The organism is Pantoea sp. ARC270 (assembly GCF_003236725.1).
GTDB lineage: Bacteria > Pseudomonadota > Gammaproteobacteria > Enterobacterales > Enterobacteriaceae > Pantoea > Pantoea anthophila.
Map to the genome: position 1 here is coordinate 15,381 of NZ_PUGA01000054.1, position 21,395 is coordinate 36,775.

Below are 21,395 nucleotides of genomic sequence, written 5' to 3' on the forward strand. Positions count from 1 at the left end.
TCCCGCCTCTTTATTAAAGACACATTGAGGCGTCGGTCGATTTACTGGCCCGAAACGCGTCACCCAGTGAAAATTTTCAAGTTTAGGTAGAAACCGCCATGAAACGCACTTTTCAACCGTCCGTACTGAAGCGCAACCGTTCACACGGTTTCCGTGCTCGTATGGCAACAAAAAATGGTCGTCAGGTTCTGGCACGTCGTCGTGCTAAAGGCCGTTCTCGTCTGACCGTTTCTAAGTAATAAAGCTAGCCCTCATGGGTAAGCTCGCATTTCCCAGGGAGTTACGCTTGTTAACTCCCACTCATTTCACTTTCGTCTTCCAGCAGCCACAACGGGCTGGCACGCCGCAAATCACTATTCTCGGCCGCCTTAACGCGCTGGGGCATCCCCGCATCGGTCTTACCGTCGCTAAAAAACATGTGAAACGCGCCCACGAACGCAACCGGATCAAGCGATTGACCCGCGAAAGCTTTCGTCTGCGTCAACATGAACTGCCGTCGATGGACTTCGTGGTGGTCGCGAAGAAGGGGGTTGCCGATCTGGATAACCGTATGCTGGCGGAAGCGTTGGAGAAATTATGGCGTCGTCACTGTCGCCTGGCGCGCGGCTCCTGATCGTCCTGATACGCGTCTATCAACGCGGTATCAGTCCATTACTGGGACCACACTGTCGGTTTCACCCGACCTGCTCTCATTACGGAATTGAGGCGTTACGCAGGTTCGGCCTGATAAAAGGCAGTTGGTTGACATTAAAACGCGTATTAAAATGCCACCCCTTGAACCCGGGTGGTGACGATCCTGTGCCGCCAAAAACCTTTGATACCAGAGAACATTAACGATGGATTCGCAACGCAATCTCTTTCTCATCGCTTTTCTGTTCGTGACCTTTATGATCTGGCAAGCCTGGCAGACGGACCACGCTCCGCAGCCACAGCAGACGCAGACCACACAGGGCACCAACAGCGTAGCGGGTGATACCGCCAGTCAGGGTGTACCGGCCAGCGGTCAGGGCCAGACGATCACCGTTAAGACCGATGTCCTGTCATTAAATATCAACACCCGCGGCGGTGATGTAGAACAGGCACAGCTGCTGACTTTCCCGGACAAACTGGGTTCTGACCAGCCGTTCCAGCTGCTTGAAACGACGCCAGCCTTCCTTTATCAGGCGCAGAGTGGTTTAACCGGCCGTAATGGTCCGGATAACCCGAACAACGGTGCGCGTCCGCTGTTCACCACGGCACAGGATCACTTCGAGCTGGCTGATGGCCAGGCTGAACTGCGTGTGCCGATGACCTATACCGCTGAAAATGGCGTGGTTTACACCAAAACCTTCATCTTCAGGCGTGGCGAATATGCCGTTAATGTCGACTATCATGTCAACAACACCACCCAGCAGCCGCTGGAAGTGTCGCTGTTTGGCCAGCTGAAGCAGACTATCGATCTGCCTAAGCATCGTGATACCGGCAGCAACAACTTTGCACTGCATACCTTCCGTGGCGCGGCGTACTCCACCAGCGAGTCGAAATATGAGAAGTACAAATTCGACACCATCGCGGATAACGAGAACCTGAACACCACCACCAGCAATGGCTGGGTGGCGATGCTGCAGCAGTACTTTGCAACCGCATGGGTTCCGCGTACCGAAGGCACCAACACCCTTTACACCAGCAACCTGGGTAACGGCGTGGCGGCGATTGGCTATAAATCTGCACCGGTAACCATCGCCGCAGGCGCACAGCAGAATCTGGGCGCAACCCTGTGGGTCGGCCCGGAAATTCAGGACAAGATGGCTGCTATTGCTCCGCACCTTGATCTGACCGTGGATTACGGCTGGTTGTGGTTTATCTCTCAGCCGCTGTTCAAGCTGCTGAAATTTATCCACAGCTTCATCGGTAACTGGGGCTTCTCCATTATCGTGATCACCTTCATCGTGCGCGGCATCATGTACCCGCTGACTAAAGCGCAGTACACCTCGATGGCGAAGATGCGCATGCTGCAGCCGAAAATTCAGGCGATGCGTGAGCGTCTGGGTGATGACAAGCAGAAGCAGAGCCAGGAAATGATGGCGCTGTATAAAGCAGAGAAAGTGAATCCGCTGGGTGGCTGTCTGCCGCTGGTGATTCAGATGCCTATCTTCCTGGCGCTCTACTACATGCTGTCAGGCTCGGTTGAACTGCGTCATGCGCCATTCATTCTGTGGATCCATGACCTGTCTGCGCAGGACCCGTACTACATCCTGCCGATTCTGATGGGCATCACCATGTTCTTCATTCAGAAGATGTCACCGACCACCGTGACCGATCCGATGCAACAGAAGATCATGACGTACATGCCGGTGATCTTCACCGTCTTCTTCCTGTGGTTCCCGTCAGGTCTGGTGCTGTACTACATCGTCAGCAACCTGGTCACCATTCTCCAGCAGCAGCTGATTTATCGCGGCCTGGAAAAACGTGGTCTGCATAGCCGCGACAAGAAGAAAGCGTAAGCGATCCAGCGCGGGAGCCATCCCGCCCTATATAGTCTATTCTCAGGCGGTCAAAGCGACCGCCTGTGTTTTTTGTAGCGAGAGAAAATTTATGAGCCACAGCGATACCATTGTTGCCCAGGCAACACCGCCCGGACGCGGCGGCGTCGGCATTCTGCGCGTCTCTGGCGCACAGGCGGCAGAGGTCGCCCGCCAGCTGCTGGGCAAACTGCCTAAGCCGCGCTACGCCGATTATCTGCCGTTTACCGACAGCGACGGCAGCGTGCTGGATCAGGGTATCGCGCTGTGGTTCCCTGGCCCCCACTCCTTTACCGGCGAAGATGTGCTGGAGCTGCAGGGCCACGGTGGCCCGGTGATCCTCGACCTGCTGCTGAAGCGCATCGTGGCCCTGCCAGGCGTGCGGATTGCTCAGCCGGGTGAGTTTTCCGAACGGGCGTTCCTGAATGACAAGCTCGATCTGGCGCAGGCCGAAGCGATTGCCGATCTGATTGATGCCAGCTCCGAACAGGCCGCACGTTCAGCCGTTAACTCGCTGCAGGGCGCTTTCTCGGCCCGTATTCATCATCTTGTGGAAGCACTCACGCATCTGCGCATCTACGTCGAAGCCGCGATCGACTTCCCGGATGAAGAGATCGATTTCCTCTCTGACGGCAGAATCGAAGCGCAGCTGAATACGGTCATCGGTGATCTGGATGCCGTCCGTGCCGAAGCGCGTCAGGGCAGCCTGCTGCGTGAAGGAATGAAGGTGGTGATTGCGGGCCGGCCAAATGCCGGTAAATCGAGCCTGCTGAATGCGCTGGCGGGCCGTGAAGCCGCCATCGTGACCGACATTGCGGGCACCACCCGCGACGTGCTGCGCGAGCATATTCATATTGATGGCATGCCGCTGCACATCATCGACACCGCCGGTCTGCGTGAGGCCAGCGATGAAGTGGAGCGCATCGGGATTGAGCGCGCCTGGCAGGAGATTGAACAGGCGGATCGCGTGCTGTTTATGGTGGACGCCACCACCACCGATGCCACCGAAGCGGCGGCCATCTGGCCCGATTTCGTTTCGCGTCTGCCGCCACAACTGCCGATCACGGTCGTGCGTAATAAAGCGGATGTGACCGGTGAGTCTCCCGGTCTGACGGACGTCAATGGTCACTCACTGATTCGTCTGTCGGCACGCACCAGCGAGGGCGTCGATGCGCTGCGGGATCACCTGAAGCAGAGCATGGGCTTCTCCGGCAATATGGAAGGCGGCTTCCTGGCGCGTCGCCGTCATCTGCAGGCGCTGGAGTTAGCGGCAACCCACCTGCAGCAGGGCAAAGCACAGCTGCTCGGCGCCTGGGCGGGCGAGCTGCTGGCTGAAGAGCTGCGCCTTGCTCAGCAGGCGTTAAGCGAGATCACCGGCGAGTTCACCTCTGACGATCTGCTGGGACGCATCTTCTCCAGCTTCTGTATCGGTAAATAATCCCTCTGGCCTGGCGGCGTAGGCTGTCAGGCTGGCTTTCCCGCCGTGCGCGTTCCTCCGTTATTCCCCTCTCTGCAGTGATTCTTGCCGATATGTTATTTTGCGGCGGCACGCCATTATCGTATAACGGTAGAGGCGCCGATCTGATGTGCCGCCGTGAGCGATCCCGCTCCCGCCGCATCAGGCCGCAAGCCAACCCTATACGTGAAGCTATTCGGGCGAACCTTTTCGCCTGCTACAGGAGAGTTGCATGAGTACACCGCTCGATAAGACCGCTCTGGACACGCTGTTTAACGACGCCCGCACCCACAGTTACTGGCAGGATAAGCCGGTCGATAATGCCCTGCTGGAACAGCTCTATACCTTAACGGCTCTGGGGCCAACGTCGGCAAACTGCTCGCCTGCGCATTTTATTTTTGTGACCTCGGCGGAGGGGAAAGAGAAGCTGAAACCGGCCCTCTCTTCCGGCAATCTGGACAAAACCATGAGCGCACCGGTCACGGTGATTGTGGCGTGGGATCGTGAGTTCTATGAGCAGCTGCCCGCCCTGTTCCCGCATGCTGATGCGCGCAGCTGGTTTACCGGCAGTCCGGAAGCGGCAAAAGAGACGGCTTTCCGTAACAGCAGCCTGCAGGCGGGTTATCTGATTCTGGCGGCCCGTTCGCTGGGGCTGGATGCCGGTCCGATGTCCGGTTTTGATCCGGCGAAAGTGAACGACGCCTTCTTCCCGGACGGTCAGTATCAGGTCAACCTGCTGATCAACCTTGGCTATGGTGAGGCATCAAAACTGCATCCGCGCCTGCCGCGTCTGAGCTTTGAGCAGGCAAGCCGTTTCGCCTGATGCTACCCGCGTCGCGATCCGCATCGCGACGCTTCTCCCAGGCGCTCTCGCCTGCTCTGTGCTCTCCGTTCGTCCTATTCCGAATTTAGCCCAATCCGTGCGTTGCCGGGTGCATTAAGTTAAGAAAATTCTTACAATGCCTCTGATGATTATCTGACCATTTTCACGGAGCGACAGATGGCTGGTCATTTTGTACGCTGGACGGGTGACCCCGGTTTCCCGGCCAGTGAGATGCACATTCCCCAGGCAATCCGGGACACGGCACAGCAGTTTGCTGAAAAACGCCGTGGACGCTTCCTTGCCGCGCGTATCCTGCTGGCACAGCTGATGCAGCGGATTTATGGCATCAATGAGCTGCCGCGCTTAACCATTCAGGATAACGGACGGCCCGCCTTTGCCGACCGCGATCTGCCCGATTTCAGCATCGCCTATGCGGGTAATACCGTAGGGGTGCTGCTGGCCGAAGAGGGCGGACGTGCCGGTCTGGATATGGAGATTGTGCATGCGCGGAGCCGTCAGACGCAGGAGCAGCTGATTCAGGGGCTGACCTCCGGCGAAATCGCCTGGATCAATGCCCAGCAGGATGCGATGGAAGCGGTGACCCAGATCTGGACGCTGCGCCAGAGCATTCTCAAGCTGACGGGAGAGGGCGATCGGGGGCTGGATTCGCTGCGTCTGCTGCCGGGTGCGGGGCGGCTGCGGTCGTCGCTCTATCCCGATATTCAGGTGGTCTGCGATGCGGAGCCTGTGCTGGTCTGGTCGTGTGCGCTCTCATCCGCGACCCAGCGGCTCTATCTGTGGGAGATGGATAACGCCTTTCAGTGGCGCGCATTACGGGAAATGGAGATGGGCAAGCCCAATATCGGGCCGCATGCGCTGCGGCTGACCAGCCTGCCCAGCGAGCGCAATCTGCATCCTGAGATGTGACAACGCCGCAACCGGTGGGTTGCGGCGATCAGCTACCGCGCTCAGTGCGCGTCGATAAAGACAATCTTCAGTACGAACAGCAGGGCAACAATCACCACGCAGGGGCTGATCTCACGCCAGCGCCCGGTGCCCAGCTTCATCACGCAGTACGCGATAAACCCCAGCGCAATGCCTTCGGTGATAGAAAAGCTGAACGGCATCATGGCGGCGGTGACAAATGCCGGAACGGCTTCGGTTAAGTCATCCCAGCGCACGCGCGACAGGCTGGCCGTCATCAGCACACCTACGTAAATCAGCGCGCCCGCCGCGGCGTAAGCCGGCACCATGGCCGCCAGCGGTGACAGAAAAGTCACCAGCAGGAACAGCAGGCCGGTGACGACCGCCATCAGGCCGGTACGGCCACCAATCGCCACCCCGGAGGAGCTCTCAATATAGGCGGTCACCGAGGAGGTGCCCGCCAGCGCGCCACTCACTGAACTGATGCTGTCGACATACAGCGCCTGCTGCATGCGCGGGAAGGTGCCGGTTTCATCGGTCAGGCCCGCTTTATCGGTGACGCCAATCAGCGTGCCGGAAGAGTCGAACAGATTGACCAGCATAAAGGAGAAGATCACCCCGGCCATGCCGATGTTGAATGCGCCTTTGATATCGACCTGACCGACCACCGACGTTACCGACGGTGGCGCGGAGAAGAGGCCGACAAACTTCACATCGCCCAGCATCCAGCCGATAGCCGTGGTGATCACCATGGAGATCACCACCGCCGCGTGGATATTACGCGACGCCAGAATGGCGATAATAAAGAAGCCCAGTGCGCCCAGCAGCACGCTGTGCGAGGTCAGGTTGCCTACGGCCACCAGGGTATCGGAGTTAGGCACGATAATGCCTGCATTCTTCAGCCCCATCATGGCGATAAACAGGCCGATACCGGCGGTAATGCCGACGCGCAGGCTGAGCGGGATATTGGCAATCATCCAGTAGCGGACCCGCAGCAGCGTCAGGATCAGCAGGCCGACCGCACCCCAGAAAATGGCGCCCATGCCGACCTGCCAGGAATACCCCATCGCCCCGACCACCACAAAAGCGAAAAAGGCGTTCAGTCCCATAGCGGGTGCCAGCGCTACCGGCAGATTGGCAAACAGGCCCATCAGAATGCTGCTGAAGGCGGCAATCAGACAGGTGGTGACAAACACCGCCTGCGTATCCATGCCCGCGACGCCCAGGATCTGCGGATTGACGAAGACGATATAGACCATCGTCAGAAAGGTGGTGATACCCGCGATCACTTCGGTACGCACCGTGGTGCCATGTTCCTGCAGCCTGAAAATGCGCTGCAAAACGCCTTGCTTGCTCATGCCATCCATCCAGAAGAAAAAATCATCGGCGCGTATCCTGGCGATTTTACCGGGGCAATACAATGATTTTTCGCAACCGATTGCCAGTCTCGCAATCTGTACGGAGTGCGGTAAAGTGAGGAACCCACACCTGAATCGAAGGATAGAATCTGATGTCAGTAGAATGCGTCTTTTTTGATTGCGATGGCACGCTGGTGGACAGTGAACTGCTCTGCACCCAGGCCTACGTGAATACCTTTGCCCGCTATGGCCTGAAGCTGTCGCTGCAGGAGATGTTTGAAAAGTATAAGGGCGTCAAACTTTACGACATCATTCGTGATGTGGGTGAGGCGCATCAGGTGTCGCTGCCGATGGAGGAGGTCGAAACCGCCTACCGCGCGGAAGTGGCGCGACTGTTCGACCAGCAGCTGCAGCCGATCGCCGGTGCGAAAGCGCTGGTGGAGCAGATCAGGGTGCCGATGTGCGTGGTCTCAAACGGAACGGTAAAGAAGATGCAGCACTCGCTGGGATTAACCGGCATGCTGCCGCTGTTTGCTGAGCACCTCTACAGTGGCTATGACATTCTGCACTGGAAGCCCGATCCGGAACTGATGTACCACGCGGCGGAGCAGATGCAGGTGCCGATTGAGCGCTGCATTCTGGTGGATGACTCCGAAGCGGGCGCCCGCGCCGGGATCGCCGCCGGGATTCCGGTCTACTACTACTGCGCAGACGCGCATAACCCGGAACTGGATCATCCGCTGGTGACGCGCTTCGATGACATGGCGCAGCTGCCTGCGCTGTGGCGCGCCCGTGGCTGGGATCTGGTGTAGCGCGGCCCATGAGTCACACCGTCTGGTTTTTAACCCTGCCTGGCGTCATGGTGCTGGATCTGACCGGTCCGGCCGAGACGCTGAAACTGGCGGGCGATCATTTTACGCTGCGCTACATTGGCCCGCAGCCGGAGGTTGTCTGCTCCACCGGCATGACCATTGGCGGCATCGAACCGCTGCCGGAACAGCTTCCCGCCGACAGTCTGCTGGTGGTGCCGGGCGTCTATGACTCCCGGCACTGCTTCGCCACGCCGCAGGCCGCCGAGGCGCGCCAGTGGCTGATCCGGCAGCAGGCTGCGCTGCGCGCGCAGACCTGTATGCTGGTCTGCGTCTGCTCAGGTGCCCTGCTGGCCGCGCAGGCGGGGCTGCTGGATGAGGTTGAATGCACGACGCATCATGATGTGATTGCCCGTCTGAAAGCGGCCGCCCCGCGCGCACGGGTCAAAGAGAACCGTGTCTTTGTCGGGCACGGGAACATCTGGACCAGCGCGGGCATCACGGCGGGTATCGACCTGGCGCTGCATCTGATTAATCAGCTTTGCGACACGCCCACGGCGCTGGCGGTGGCGCGCGAAATGGTGGTCTGGTTTCGGCGCGCCGGTGATGATCCGCAGCTCTCGCCGTGGCTGCGTTACCGCAACCATCTCCATCCCGCCATTCACCGGGCGCAGGATCTGATGATTGCCCATCCTGAGCATGGCTGGACGCTGACCGAACTGGCCGGACGCACGCACGTCAGCAGTCGCCATCTGGCGCGGCTCTTTCGTCAGCATCTGGGGATCAGCGTGCGTGAGTATCACGAACAGCTGCGGGTGGGCGTGGCGCGTCAGCGGCAGCAGCAGGGAGAGTCCGCCGAGAAAGCGGCGCTGGCGGCAGGATTTTCATCGGCGCGCCAGCTACGACGCGCCCGTCAGCGCGAAGCCGATCAGCTGACAAAGTGACGGGTGTCGACGCGTTTCAGTGCCATGCCCAGCAGCAGGCTGCCGCCCAGCGTCAGCCCGAACACCCAGGGCAGGTCGAGCCACGGGCGTGACATGTCATCGTAGTGATGCGTGCGCAGATAGTGGATAAACAGCGCGTGAAAGCCGTAGATCGGCAGTGAATAGCGCGCAATCAGCGAAAAACCGGGCAGGGTGCGCTGGTTGAGACAGTTTTTAAACACCACCAGCAGGCTGATCGCGGCGATAAACACCAGCGGTCCGCAGTAGAGATACCAGGTATCGTTAAACGCGCCATTAACGATCAGCGCCTTTTTGGTGCCGAGGGTAATGCCCGCCACACAGGCGATAAACAGTCCGGCGGCGAGCGGTGTCAGGCCGCGCCGGGTGGTCTCCATCGAACCGATAGCCCGCCCCAGCAGCGCATAGAGCAGATAGTAGATACTGTCGCCACTGACATAGAGATTTACCGGCAGGAAATGAAAGGGGCCCAGCGACTGGCTGACCGTATTCGGGTTGGCCAGCACCGCCAGCACCAGCACCAGCAGCGCCACATAGCGCGCCTGGACCGTTTTCACCTGAATCAGCGGCGACAGCAGATAGATACCGATCAGCGCAAAGAAGAACCAGAGGTGATAAAACACCGGCTTCTGCAGCATCTTCAGGATCGATCGCCCTTCGCTGATAGGCGTCAGCCAGGTGATATAGGCGAGTGATACGGCGCTGTAGAACAGCAGGCAGAGAACCAGCCGGAGCATATGGCGCGGCTGGGCGCTGCGCTCACCGAAAAAGAGGTAGCCGGAGATCATAAAGAAGAGCGGAACGCAGACGCGTGAGGCCGAGTTCAGCAGATTAGCGGCATCCCAGGCAACCCCCTTTACCGCCATCGGCCCGGTGATGTACCAGGTGGTGGTGTGAATGACGATCACCATCAGGCAGGCAACCGCGCGTAAATTATCGATCCAGTAAATCTTCTGCGGCATAGCGTCCTCTTGCGCATAGCGTCCGTGCGGGAAAGGGTAGCCAAATGCGACCAGTGCAACAACTGCCGCCAGCAGGATTCAGACCCCTCTGTACACCAGCGTGCTGAATCCCCCTTAAACGGGCCGCTATCGTCCGGGATTTACGGCTGCACATCGCGCGGTCAAAGGGTATACTGTCGGCCTCTTTTTTTAATCCAACCGAAGCGCGTGCACACTTAACATGCAAAAGTTTGATACCAAGACCTTTCAGGGGCTGATCCTGACCTTGCAGGATTACTGGGCGCGTCAGGGCTGCACCATTGTTCAACCGCTGGACATGGAAGTGGGCGCTGGCACTTCACACCCGATGACCTGCCTGCGCGCACTGGGCCCGGAGCCGATTGCCGCCGCCTACGTGCAGCCATCACGCCGTCCTACCGATGGCCGCTACGGTGAAAACCCGAACCGTTTACAGCACTATTACCAGTTCCAGGTAATCATCAAGCCTTCACCGGATAACATTCAGGAGCTCTACCTTGGCTCACTGAAAGAGCTGGGTATGGACCCGACGGTGCATGATATTCGCTTCGTCGAAGATAACTGGGAAAACCCGACGCTGGGTGCCTGGGGACTCGGCTGGGAAGTGTGGCTCAACGGCATGGAAGTGACGCAGTTCACCTACTTCCAGCAGGTTGGTGGCCTGGAGTGTAAGCCGGTGACCGGCGAGATCACCTACGGCCTGGAGCGTCTGGCGATGTATATCCAGGGCGTCGACAGCGTTTACGATCTGGTGTGGAGCGACGGTCCGCTGGGCAAAACCACCTATGGCGACGTGTTCCATCAGAACGAAGTGGAGCAATCCACCTATAACTTCGAATACGCCGACGTCGACTTCCTCTTTACCTGCTTTGAGCAGTATGAGAAAGAGGCGCAGCATCTGCTGGCGCTGGAAAAACCGCTGCCACTGCCCGCCTACGAACGCATTCTGAAAGCGGCGCACAGCTTTAACCTGCTGGATGCCCGCAAAGCGATTTCGGTCACGGAGCGTCAGCGCTATATCCTGCGCATCCGTACTCTGACCAAAGCCGTGGCTGAAGCTTACTACGCCTCTCGCGAGGCGATGGGCTTCCCGATGTGCAATAACAAAAAGTAAGAGGCAGCCATGACTGAACAAACCTTCCTGGTGGAGATCGGCACCGAAGAGCTGCCACCAAAAGCCCTGCGCAGCCTGGCGGAAGCCTTTGCTGCGCAGGTTACTGCGGAACTGGATGCCGCGAACCTGAGCCACGGCGAGGTCAGCTGGTTTGCTGCACCGCGTCGCCTGGCGCTGAAAGTGGCGAACCTGAGCGCCGCACAACCCGATCGGGAAGTAGAGAAGCGCGGACCGGCCGTCGCTGCGGCGTTTGACGCGGACGGCAATGCCACCAAAGCGGCCGAAGGCTGGGCGCGCGGCAACGGCATCACCGTCGATCAGGCCGAACGTCTCGCTACCGATAAAGGCGAATGGCTGGTTTATCGCGCCCAGGTGAAAGGCGAAGCGGCTCAGACGCTGCTGCCAGCAATGATTGCTAACGCGCTCGGCAAACTGCCGGTGCCAAAACTGATGCGCTGGGGCGACAGCGATGTGCAGTTTGTCCGTCCGGTGCACACCGTGACGATGCTGCTGGGTGATGAGCTGATCCCTGGCACCATTCTGGACATTGAGTCAGGACGTCACATCCGCGGCCACCGCTTCATGGGCGAAAACGACATCATCCTTGAGAGCGCCGATCAGTATCCTGACGCGCTGGAAAAGCGTGGCAAAGTGATCGCCGATTATCAGACCCGTAAGGCGATGATCAAAGCGGATGCTGAAGCGGCCGCGCGCCGTTTAGGCGGCAATGCCGATATCAGCGACAGCCTGCTGGAAGAGGTCACGTCGCTGGTGGAGTGGCCAGTGGTGCTGACTGCCACCTTTGAAGAGAAATTCCTCAAGGTGCCCGCCGAAGCGCTGGTTTACACCATGAAGGGCGATCAGAAATATTTCCCGGTGTATGACAACGACGGCAATCTGCTGCCGAACTTTATTTTCGTTACTAACATCGAATCCAGCGATCCGCGCCAGATTATCGCGGGCAACGAAAAAGTGGTGCGTCCACGCCTGGCCGATGCGGAGTTCTTCTTTAATACCGACCGTAAAAAGCGTCTGGAAGATCACCTGCCGCGTCTGGAAACCGTGCTGTTCCAGAAAGAGCTGGGCACGCTGCGCGATAAAACCGATCGCATTCAGGCGCTGGCGGGCTGGATCGCCGGCCAGATCGGCGCCGATGTGAATCACGCCACCCGTGCCGGCCTGCTGTCGAAGTGCGACCTGATGACCAACATGGTCTTTGAGTTCACCGACACCCAGGGCGTGATGGGCATGCACTACGCGCGTCACGACGGCGAAGCCGAAGATGTGGCGGTCGCGCTGAATGAGCAGTATCAGCCGCGCTTTGCCGGTGACGATCTGCCGTCCAGCCCGGTCGCCTGTGCGCTGGCGATTGCCGATAAGATGGATACCCTGGCCGGTATTTTCGGCATTGGTCAGCATCCGAAAGGCGACAAAGATCCGTTCGCGCTGCGTCGTGCGGCGCTGGGCGTGCTGCGTATCATCGTTGAGAAGAACCTGCCGCTGGATCTGCAGACCCTGACGGAAGAAGCGGTGCGTCTGTATGGCAGCAAGCTGAGCAACGCCCGCGTGGTGGATGATGTGATCGACTTTATGTTGGGTCGCTTCCGCGCCTGGTATCAGGAAGAGGGTCACAGCATCGATACGCTGCAAGCGGTACTGGCGCGTCGTCCGACCCGTCCGGCTGACTTTGATGCCCGTATGAAAGCCGTGTCGCACTTCCGTACGCTGGAGGCGGCGTCAGCACTGGCAGCGGCAAACAAACGCGTCTCAAATATTCTGGCAAAAGCGACTGAACCGCTGAATGAGAGCGTGCAGGCGTCGCTGCTGAAAGAGAATGAAGAGATCCAGCTGGCGACCTTTGTCACCGCGCTGAGCAGCAAGCTGCAACCTTACTTCGCGGAAGGCCGTTATCAGGATGCGCTGGTCGAACTGGCACAGCTGCGTACTGCGGTCGATAACTTCTTCGATAAAGTGATGGTGAACGCCGACGATCAGGCGGTGCGAATCAATCGCCTGACGCTGCTGTCAAAACTGCGCGAGCTGTTCCTGCAGGTGGCGGATATCTCGCTGCTGCAGTAATCCTCTCTGCGTGAGGCAAAAAGGGACGAGCAATCGTCCCTTTTTTATTTTTTTCTGGTCTGCATCCTGAATCCGGCGGTCAGCGTGACCGTTTCAGCGACCGCTTCTTTAATGTGCAAATGAGTATAAAACGTGCCTGAAGCGACCGGGAAATGTCATCCGGGTGCAGGAAAAACCCGCCATTATCTGGCTTTGTATCTTTATATTTATTATTAAATATCAATAACATGATTTAATTCTCCTCTCCGATTCAACCGTCTCTTCTTTCCGTCAATCCGCAGCTTAAGAAACCGCCTGAAAAAAAGTCTGCCCTCTTGTTTTTGCTCTTTTCAGAGTGATAATTCGCCAGAAGTTACACCTCGTTACAGTTAGTGAACTGGAATTTTCATGAAAAGGATTTCTTTATCGTTATGGCATTCGCCAGAACGTCTGCTCGCCATAGTCGCGGCCGCGCTGTGCTGCTTCTCTTTACCGCTGATGGCAGCCCCGCCAGCCGAAACGTCTCGCGAACAGGGCCGGGCCATTGATGCCCGTGAACAGCAGCGTCAGCAGACGCGTGAGCGCGTGCTGCAACAGCAGAATGCGCCGCAGGTGAATGAACATCTTCCGCGTCCTGATAGTCGGTTGCCCGGTTATCCTGTTAATGAGCAGCCCTGCTTTACCATCCATCGAATCGCCCTGACGGGCGAGGCAGCCAGCCGTTTTCAGTGGGCGCTCGATGCTGCTTCAGACGCTACCGGCCGTTGCCTGGGCGGACAGGGCATCATGCTGGTCATCAACAAAGTGCAGAATGCGATTCTCGCCAGAGGCTATGTCACCACCCGCGTTATGGCGCAGGAGCAGGATCTGACGAAGGGCGTGTTGACGCTGACGCTGCAGCCTGGCCGTATCAGCCAGATCCGCTTCGAAGAACCCATTTCCTGGCGTGGACGGCTTTGGAATGCCGTTCCGGCGTCATCAGGCGATATTTTGAATCTGCGGGATATAGAGCAGGGCCTGGAGAACTTTAAGCGGGTGCCCAGCGCCAGTGCTGACATTAAAATTGTGCCGGGCGAAAAGGAAGCCACCAGCGATCTGCAGGTCAACTGGCACGAAGGCAGACCGGTACGGCTCAGTCTGGGACTGGATGACAGCGGATCTGAAAGTACCGGACGCTACCTCGGTTCTGCCACGCTGGCCGTGGACGCGCCTTTTGCGCAGAACGACCTGTTTTACGCCAGCATCGGCAAAAATCTGTTTGAGCATGGGCCGTTCGGCAGCCGCTCGCATACCCTGAATTACTTTTTCCCGATCGGGTACTGGGCCGTCTCCGCCAACTACAACGACTACACCTATCACCAGAACATTCCCAATGCCAATGAGGTACTACGCTATAGCGGTAAGAGCGACAACGCCCAGCTCACGGTCTCCCGCCTGCTCTATCGCGACCAGTCCAGCAAAACCACGCTGAATCTGCGTGGCTACCGCAAACACTCCACCAACGCCGTCAACAATATCGACATAGAGCAGCAAAAGCGGCGCACTGCAGGCTGGGAACTGGGCCTGAATCAGCGCAGCTATTTTGGCAGCAGCACGCTGGACGCGAATATCGCCTGGCGGCGCGGTACAGGGGCATTCAATGCATTACCTGCACCGGAAGAGCCGCGCCATCAGGGCAGTGCGCGTACCGGCATACTGCTGGGCGACCTCGGCATCAACCACCCTTTCGCCCTCGGCGAACAGCCATGGCGGGTCTACAGCAGCGTGCGGGGACAATGGAGTCCGAATGCGCTGACGCCGCAGGAGCGCATGGCGATTGCCGGGCGTTACACGGTACGCGGCTTTGACGGTGAACAGATGCTGTCAGGCGAAAAAGGTCTGCTGTGGCGCAACGAGATCGGCTGGGATCTTTTCTCACGCGGGCATGAGCTTTATCTGGCCGCCGATTATGGTCGGGTAAGCGGACCCGCGACGCGAGACCTGGTCGGGCATCAGCTGGCAGGCAGTGCCATCGGCGTACGCGGCTCACTCTGGAGTCGCTTCAGCTACGACCTGTTTGCGGGCATGCCGCTCTGTAAACCCGAGGGTTTTCATACCTCCGGCGCCACGGCGGGTTTCAACGTTAACCTGGAAATCTGACCACTCACTTTCACACGGATGTGACCCATGAATAAACATTGCTATCGCATTATCTTCAGCCGCACTCATGGTGAACTCCGGGTGGTGTCCGAACTTGCCCGCAGTTGCAGCACTGAACCCGGCCAGAGCCGGGGAAGCGGTGCGGCGCGTCTCTGGGTTACGTTACGCCGCACGGCGTGGCTGCTGGGACTGGCGCTGTGTGCCGGGCCAGCACTGGCAAACGGCATTGTGGCGGATGGTAACGCTACGCAAGGTCAGCGGCCGGACGTCATCGCTACTCAGAACGGGCTGCCGCAGGTCAATATTACCGCGCCCAATCAGGCAGGAATCTCACACAACCAGTATCAGCAGTTCGACGTCGCACAGAACGGTGCCATCCTCAATAACTCAGCAGTGATGACCTCCACGCAACTGGCCGGCATGATTCAGGGCAACCCGAACCTCAAGCCTGGCGCTGCACCCGCGCGGGTGATCCTCAACGAAGTGAACAGCAACAATCCCAGCCAGCTTCGCGGTTATATGGAAGTGGCGGGCGGACGCGCGCAGGTGATCGTTGCCAACCCGGCCGGGATTGTCTGCAACGGCTGCGGAACCATCAATGCCGGACGGATGACGCTGACCACCGGCAAACCGCAGCGCAACGCTGACGGCAGCCTGGCGGGTTATCAGGTTGAGCGCGGCGTGGTGCGCATTGAAGGCGGCGGACTCAACGGCGATCCCCGTCATGATACTGAATACGTAGACGTTCTGGCCCGCGCGGTGGAGATCAATGCGGGCGTCTGGGCCAAAAAAGAGCTGGCGGTGGTGGCTGGTCGCAACCGCATCAGTGCCGACACCCAGACGATCACACCGCTGGCTGACGACGGTAGTACCAGACCTGAACTGGCGATCGACATGGGCCAGATGGGCGGCATGTACAGCGGCCAGATCCGCATGATTGGTACCGAAGCGGGCGTCGGGGTACGGAATCAGAACGCCCAGGTGCAGGCGGGTAAAACGCTGGTGGTGAGCAGCGAAGGTAAACTCGTCTGGCAATCAGCGGCACAGGATGGCGTCACGCAGGCCGCAGGTGACATCAGCCTGGCGGCCAGAGACAGCGTTGATTATCAGGGCAAGCTCCACAGTGGCGGTCAGCTGACGGTTCAGAGCCGCGAAGGCGGGATTACCCAGTCCGGCACGCTGGCGGCGGCTGGTGACGTACGGCTGACTGCGGCCCGCAGCATCCAGAGCAGTGGACACCTGCTGGCGGGCAGCGATGCCAGCAGCCAGATTGTGCAGGAAGCCAGTCTGCAACTGGAGAGCCAGGATACCATTCGCGCCAGTGGCAGCCTGTTGAGCAAAAAAGAGGTCAGCGCGCGCGGACGCCGGGTCGATCTCAGTGGCGCTCAGGTCGCTGCCAGCCGCGCCACCCTGACTGCTCAGGAAGCGGGGGTTGCCGTGCGTCAGGCGGTGATTAATGGCACGGAGCTGGTGATTAACACATCAGGTGATATCGAGGCGCAGCAGGCACAGATTAGCGCCGGACGCTGGCAGGTCGACGGACGCAGCCTGTTCAGTCAGCAGGCGGGATGGTCGCAGACCGGCAGTGGCGAGAGCCGCTTTACGTTGTCTGGCGGGCTGGACAACAGCGAGGGTTCGATTGAGAGCCAGCAGCTCAGTTTTCAGGCCGCCTCGCTCAACAATCAGCGTGGCCGTATGGTCGCGCTTGATAACGCAGCGCAGCACTGGCGGATTGATGGGCTGTTTGACAACACGTCGGGCGAGCTGGGCAATAACGGCGATCTGACGCTTGAAACCGGCAGCCTGCATAACCAGGGCGGCACCATCAAAACCCAGGCGTCGCTGTCTGTTACTGCCCGCGAGGCGGTTAACAACAGTCAGGGGAATTTTCTGGCCGGTAATGCGCTGACGCTTAGCGCGGGCGGCGATCTGGATAATTACGCGGGCACCCTGAACGGCGGCCAGCTGTCGCTGACCGCGCAGCATCTGAATAATGCGCAGGGCGAGATTATCAGCCAGCGTGATCTGAGCCTGACGGCAAGCGGACTGGATAACTCAGAGGGCAAAGTGATTGCGCTGCAGGATTTGAGCCTGACGACGACACAGGGCCTGGACAACAGCGATGGCGGGATCGAAGCGGGTCATTATCTTTCGCTCAACAGCGGCGGATTCTGGCAGAACAGCGGTGGGACGGCGCAGGGCGGTGAGCAGGTTACGGCGACGGCAGATCAACTCAATAACGCCAGCGGCCGCTTGCAGTCTGGCGGTGATCTGACGCTGACCAGCCGCGGCGATATCCTCAACCAGGGCGGAAAACTCACGGCGAAAAACGCTCTCGCGATCCAGGGCACCGCCGCGACGCTGTTTGATAACGATGGCGGGTCGCTGCAAAGCGGCGGCGATCTGCGCCTGCAGTGTGGCGCGCTGAACAATCGTCAGTCAGGACAGATTCTCAGCCAGCGGGCGCTGACGCTCAGCCTGGCAGGCGACTGGGACAATCAGGGCGGCACCCTGACCGGCAACGGCAGCACGCAGGCCAGCGCCGCAAATCTGTTGAATGCCGGGGGCGCGGTCAATGCGCTGGACGCGCTGGATATGCAGTTCGCGGGTCGTCTGGATAACAGTAATGGCCGCATCTTCAGTCGGCTAAGCCAGACGCTCCAGGCGCAGGAAATTGGTAACGCCCAGGGCTGGATGGGCAGTCAGGCGAACTGGACTGCCGCGACTGCCGGTTTCGATAACACGGCGGGCCACGTGCAAAGTCAGCAGCAGGCTGAGCTCTCGGCAAACTGGCTCAGTAATGCCAGCGGCGTGTTGCAGTCAGCCGCCGGGCTGGTGTTGCGCGTTGCACAGGATATCAATAACCTGGCCGGTAAAGTCTCTGCGCAGCAGCAGCTGACCGTTCAGGGTCAGACCAGAGGCAGCCGCACCGGTAACATTAACAATGCAGGCGGCCAGTGGCTGGCTGGTGAAGGGCTGACGATCACCGCTGAGCGTCTCGATAACACTCAGGGTGGTCTGCTCTACAGTCAGCGGCAGTTAAGGCTGAACCTGGCCGGGGATCTGAATAACCGGGCGGGCAACGTGCAGAGCGGCGAAGCGCTCCAGCTTGATGCGCAGATGCTGAACAACGCGGGCGGCCACATCGACAGCCAGCAACAGCTCAGCCTGCAGCTGTCAGGAGAGATGGATAACAGCGGCGGTGCGGTGCGCAGTAACGGTGAACAGCAGATTCATGCTGCGATGGTCAATAACCGTCAGGGCATCTTCAGCAGTCGTGAGGCGATTAATCTGACAACAGGGCAACTGGAGAATGCCAGCGGCACACTGATCAGTCAGGGCGCGGGAAATTATCACCTCAGTGTGCTCAACAACCCGCAGGGCAAAGTTCACAGCGGCGCGGCGCTCTCCCTTGACGCTGCGCAACTGAACAATCAGGGCGGCCAGCTGGTCGCTACCCAGGATCTCGTGCTGAAGGCCACGGCGATCGATAACAGCACACAGGGTGTGCTCAGCAGCCAGGCGGGACTCTCACTGCAGGCCGATCGTCTGAGTAACCGCGACGGCGGCCTGTTACTCGGCACGACCTTTACCGACATCGCTGCCCGTGACATCGATAACAGCAGCGGACGGCTGCAGAGCGCCGGAACGCTCCTGCTTCGGGGTGTTGCACAGCTGGATAACCGGCAGGGACAGATGCTGGCGAATGGCGATCTCACCCTCAACGCCGATCTCTCACCGACTGATTCACCGCTGGTGCTGCTCAATCAGCGCGGACGGCTGGAGAGTGCGGGCGCATTAACCATCCATGCACACGCTTTCGATAATCAGGGCGGCACCCTGCTCGGCCTGCAGGCTCTGACGCTGACCGCGCAACAGGATTACACCCGCCAGGCGGGTGTAATCCTCAGCAGTAACGGCACGGTGACTTTCTCGCTGAGCGGGGCGTTTATTAACCTGGTGGACTGGCTGCTGCCGGGTAATCTGGTGCTGAATGCCTCGGCTATTACCAACCCGGCGATGCTGGTAGGTAAAACCGTTCAGCTCACGACCGGTGCGCTGCTGAACAGCGGGCGGCTTGAAGCCGACGCCCTGACGCTGAATGTCGATTCGCTGGATAACAGCGCGACCGTGATGGGCGATGAGATCACCGTGCGTGGTCGGGTGATCGACAACCATGGCCAGCCGGCGGTCATCGCGGCCACCCAAAGCCTGACGCTGCAGGCCCGCGAGCGGCTGAGCAACAAAGATAGCGCATTGCTCTACAGCGGCGATCGCCTGTTCCTGCACAGCGACGACCTGATCGAGAACCGGGCGAGTTTTATTGAAGCAGACGGTGATATGACGCTGGAAGCGCGGCGGCTCGACAACCTGCGCGAAGGACTGGTGATTGAGCGCGAGGCGGAGAGCAGCGACTACAGCTGGCATCGTTATAACTATTACTGGCGCTCTTACGGCTCAGCAGTAAGCTCCGATCTCAGCACCATGGCGTCTACCACTCAGCAGTTGACCTTCCAGGATGAGGCAGCGGCACAGAGTAATCCTTACGGCACGCTGCTGGCGATTGACGCTGCAGGCAAACGCGCCCAGGTCCGAGTCATGAACAATCAGGGTGTGCTGACCGATCTGTGGGTTAACTATCTGGCGCTGAACCCCAATGCCGACGGCACCTATGCCATGACGTTCTATGAAACCCGCGGATTCCGGCAAAATAATGTACCGACTCCCTATCAAAATACGGTTTGGCGTGAACATGATCGTGGACATCTGGAGCAGTGGGATCCCGAAAAGCATATCGACATCGACAATGCGCCGTTCGTTACTGATTACAACAATTTCCGTGAACGAACTGTAACCGGAACCGTAACGCGTGATCGGCTGGTTAGTGAAGGCATCGGCGCCCGTATCCTGGCGGGTGGCAACATGATCCTGCGCATTATTGACCAATTGATTAATGACGCCAGCGTGATTACAGCCAACGGTAATCTGACACTGGATGGCGGTGGCAGCATTGATAACCGCGGCTACTCGGTCAATGAGCGACGGCAGGAAGTGATTGTCGATCATATGGATAAAGACACTCACCACTGGTATCCAACCTTCAATTCTGACGAGACCACGGCCCTGGCTACCATTGATGGCATCATTACGGGCAACGGTAACGTCAGTATCAGCGGAGCGAGCATCAGTAACACCACCGTTAATCAGGCGCAGATCAGCCAGCTTGAAGCGGCGCTGCAGGCGGTGGACGCCGAGCGCGCAGAGTATGAACGTAACCCGCTGGCTTTTGCCATAGACGGCGTCGCTCACCATGACGGCGACACAGAACTTGCGGCGGGTAATTCATCGGGTCGCCCGCTGTTACCGGCCGAGCTGGCGCTGACGGCGCTGCAACAGCTGGAGAAAGTCGCCACAAGCATCCCCAATAACGGCCTGTTCAGCCAGCATACTGCGGCAGGTAGTCCGTTCCTGGTGGTGACTGACGAGCGCTTCACCAGTCGGGAGAAATTTATCAGCAGCGACTATCTGCTCGAACGGGTGGGCTATAACCCGTCGCAGGTGCATAAACGACTGGGCGACGGTTTTTATGAGCAGCGGCTGGTGCGCGAGCAGGTCCTGGCGCTGACCGGCAGGCCTTCCGTTAATGGCTGGGATGCGATGACGCAGTATCAGGAGTTGATGAATAACGGCTCAAAAGTGGCGCAGGATTTCCATCTGGTGCCGGGTGTGGCGCTGACGCCGCAACAGATTGCAGCGCTGCAGCAGGATATCGTCTGGCTGGTCAGCGAAACGGTGGATACGGCAGAGGGTCCGCAGAGCGTGTGGGTGCCAAAAGTCTATCTGGCACAGACTACCCTGCGCCTGACCGGTGATGGCGCGGTGATTGGCGGCTGTAATCTGCAGCTCTCGGCGGACAGCGTGACCAACGCCGGAAATCTCTTTGCGGACAAGGCACTGTCAGTCGACAGTAGTCAGTTCCTGCATCTGGGCGGCGACATCAAGGCTGGCAGCATTGATGTGAAGGCGGAGACGCTGACGATCAGCACCGATCTGCAGAATGCCCTGCGCCAGGCGACGATGAGCGCTGACGATATCAGCCTCAGCGGCACCGATATCCGGCTGCAGGGCGCGAAGCTCAATGCCACCGATAACCTCAGCCTGAGTGCACGCAACAACCTTGAAATCGGCACTGCAAAAAGCAGCCACAGCGGCAGCCTGAACGTGATTGCCGGGGCGATGGGAAATCGCACCAGCCGCGGCATGGAAGAGG

Annotated in this window: 15 protein-coding genes; 13 read left to right on the plus strand and 2 right to left on the minus strand. The window is 59.0% G+C overall.

Going from position 1 to position 21,395, the window contains the following annotated elements; translation table 11 throughout:
- The first annotated feature begins 98 nt into the window (after nt 1-98).
- From rpmH to CKF42_RS19780, 7 genes are all read left to right on the plus strand, one after another.
- Nucleotides 99-239: a 50S ribosomal protein L34 gene (gene rpmH / locus CKF42_RS19750; RefSeq protein ID WP_003849659.1), complete on the plus strand. Its 141-nt coding sequence runs from the start codon at nt 99-101 to the stop codon at nt 237-239.
- A gap of 14 nt (nt 240-253) precedes the next feature.
- Nucleotides 254-613, plus strand: a complete 360-nt coding sequence (rnpA, locus tag CKF42_RS19755) for a ribonuclease P protein component (RefSeq protein WP_008926396.1) — start codon at nt 254-256, stop codon at nt 611-613.
- Complete coding sequence (yidD, locus tag CKF42_RS19760; RefSeq protein WP_008926397.1) at nt 577-834, plus strand: membrane protein insertion efficiency factor YidD; 258 nt, start codon at nt 577-579, stop codon at nt 832-834. The genes rnpA and yidD overlap by 37 nt, the downstream gene beginning before the upstream one ends.
- A gap of 2 nt (nt 835-836) precedes the next feature.
- Complete coding sequence (yidC, locus tag CKF42_RS19765) at nt 837-2,483, plus strand: membrane protein insertase YidC (RefSeq protein WP_009088294.1); 1,647 nt, start codon at nt 837-839, stop codon at nt 2,481-2,483.
- Nucleotides 2,484-2,574: 91 nt separating this feature from the next.
- Nucleotides 2,575-3,939 (plus strand): tRNA uridine-5-carboxymethylaminomethyl(34) synthesis GTPase MnmE, encoded by a 1,365-nt coding sequence (gene mnmE, locus CKF42_RS19770; RefSeq protein WP_111209010.1) that lies wholly within the window; start codon nt 2,575-2,577, stop codon nt 3,937-3,939.
- A 250-nt stretch (nt 3,940-4,189) separates the two neighbouring features.
- Complete coding sequence (locus tag CKF42_RS19775) at nt 4,190-4,780, plus strand: malonic semialdehyde reductase (protein WP_111209011.1); 591 nt, start codon at nt 4,190-4,192, stop codon at nt 4,778-4,780.
- A gap of 177 nt (nt 4,781-4,957) precedes the next feature.
- Nucleotides 4,958-5,707 (plus strand): 4'-phosphopantetheinyl transferase superfamily protein, encoded by a 750-nt coding sequence (locus CKF42_RS19780; RefSeq protein WP_009088303.1) that lies wholly within the window; start codon nt 4,958-4,960, stop codon nt 5,705-5,707.
- A gap of 41 nt (nt 5,708-5,748) precedes the next feature.
- Here CKF42_RS19780 and CKF42_RS19785 read toward each other — a convergent pair whose 3' ends face one another.
- Nucleotides 5,749-7,062 carry an NCS2 family permease gene (locus CKF42_RS19785; RefSeq protein ID WP_111209012.1) on the minus strand — a complete coding sequence of 438 codons (1,314 nt, stop codon included), beginning with the start codon at nt 7,060-7,062 and terminating at the stop codon, nt 5,749-5,751.
- A 152-nt stretch (nt 7,063-7,214) separates the two neighbouring features.
- On the opposite strand from CKF42_RS19785, the gene yieH reads away from it, so the two are divergent.
- Both yieH and CKF42_RS19800 read left to right on the plus strand, forming a co-directional pair.
- Nucleotides 7,215-7,874 carry a 6-phosphogluconate phosphatase gene (yieH, locus tag CKF42_RS19795; protein ID WP_111209013.1) on the plus strand — a complete coding sequence of 220 codons (660 nt, stop codon included), beginning with the start codon at nt 7,215-7,217 and terminating at the stop codon, nt 7,872-7,874.
- Between the two features lie 8 nt (nt 7,875-7,882).
- Nucleotides 7,883-8,815: a GlxA family transcriptional regulator gene (locus CKF42_RS19800; RefSeq protein ID WP_046100916.1), complete on the plus strand. Its 933-nt coding sequence runs from the start codon at nt 7,883-7,885 to the stop codon at nt 8,813-8,815.
- Here CKF42_RS19800 and CKF42_RS19805 read toward each other — a convergent pair.
- Nucleotides 8,800-9,795, minus strand: a complete 996-nt coding sequence (locus CKF42_RS19805) for an acyltransferase (protein WP_009088311.1) — start codon at nt 9,793-9,795, stop codon at nt 8,800-8,802. The two genes, CKF42_RS19800 and CKF42_RS19805, sit on opposite strands and share 16 nt — an antisense overlap.
- A 220-nt stretch (nt 9,796-10,015) precedes the next feature.
- Here CKF42_RS19805 and glyQ point away from each other — a divergent pair, with 220 nt between their 5' ends.
- The 4 genes from glyQ to CKF42_RS19825 form a co-directional block, all read left to right on the plus strand.
- Nucleotides 10,016-10,927: a glycine--tRNA ligase subunit alpha gene (glyQ, locus tag CKF42_RS19810; RefSeq protein WP_003849680.1), complete on the plus strand. Its 912-nt coding sequence runs from the start codon at nt 10,016-10,018 to the stop codon at nt 10,925-10,927.
- A gap of 9 nt (nt 10,928-10,936) precedes the next feature.
- Nucleotides 10,937-13,006, plus strand: a complete 2,070-nt coding sequence (glyS, locus tag CKF42_RS19815) for a glycine--tRNA ligase subunit beta (protein WP_111209014.1) — start codon at nt 10,937-10,939, stop codon at nt 13,004-13,006.
- A gap of 387 nt (nt 13,007-13,393) precedes the next feature.
- On the plus strand, nt 13,394-15,124 hold the full coding sequence (locus CKF42_RS19820; protein ID WP_111209015.1) for a ShlB/FhaC/HecB family hemolysin secretion/activation protein: 1,731 nt from the start codon (nt 13,394-13,396) through the stop codon (nt 15,122-15,124).
- A gap of 27 nt (nt 15,125-15,151) precedes the next feature.
- A partial coding sequence (locus CKF42_RS19825; protein ID WP_146239962.1) for a filamentous hemagglutinin N-terminal domain-containing protein occupies nt 15,152-21,395 on the plus strand: 6,244 nt, incomplete at its 3' end.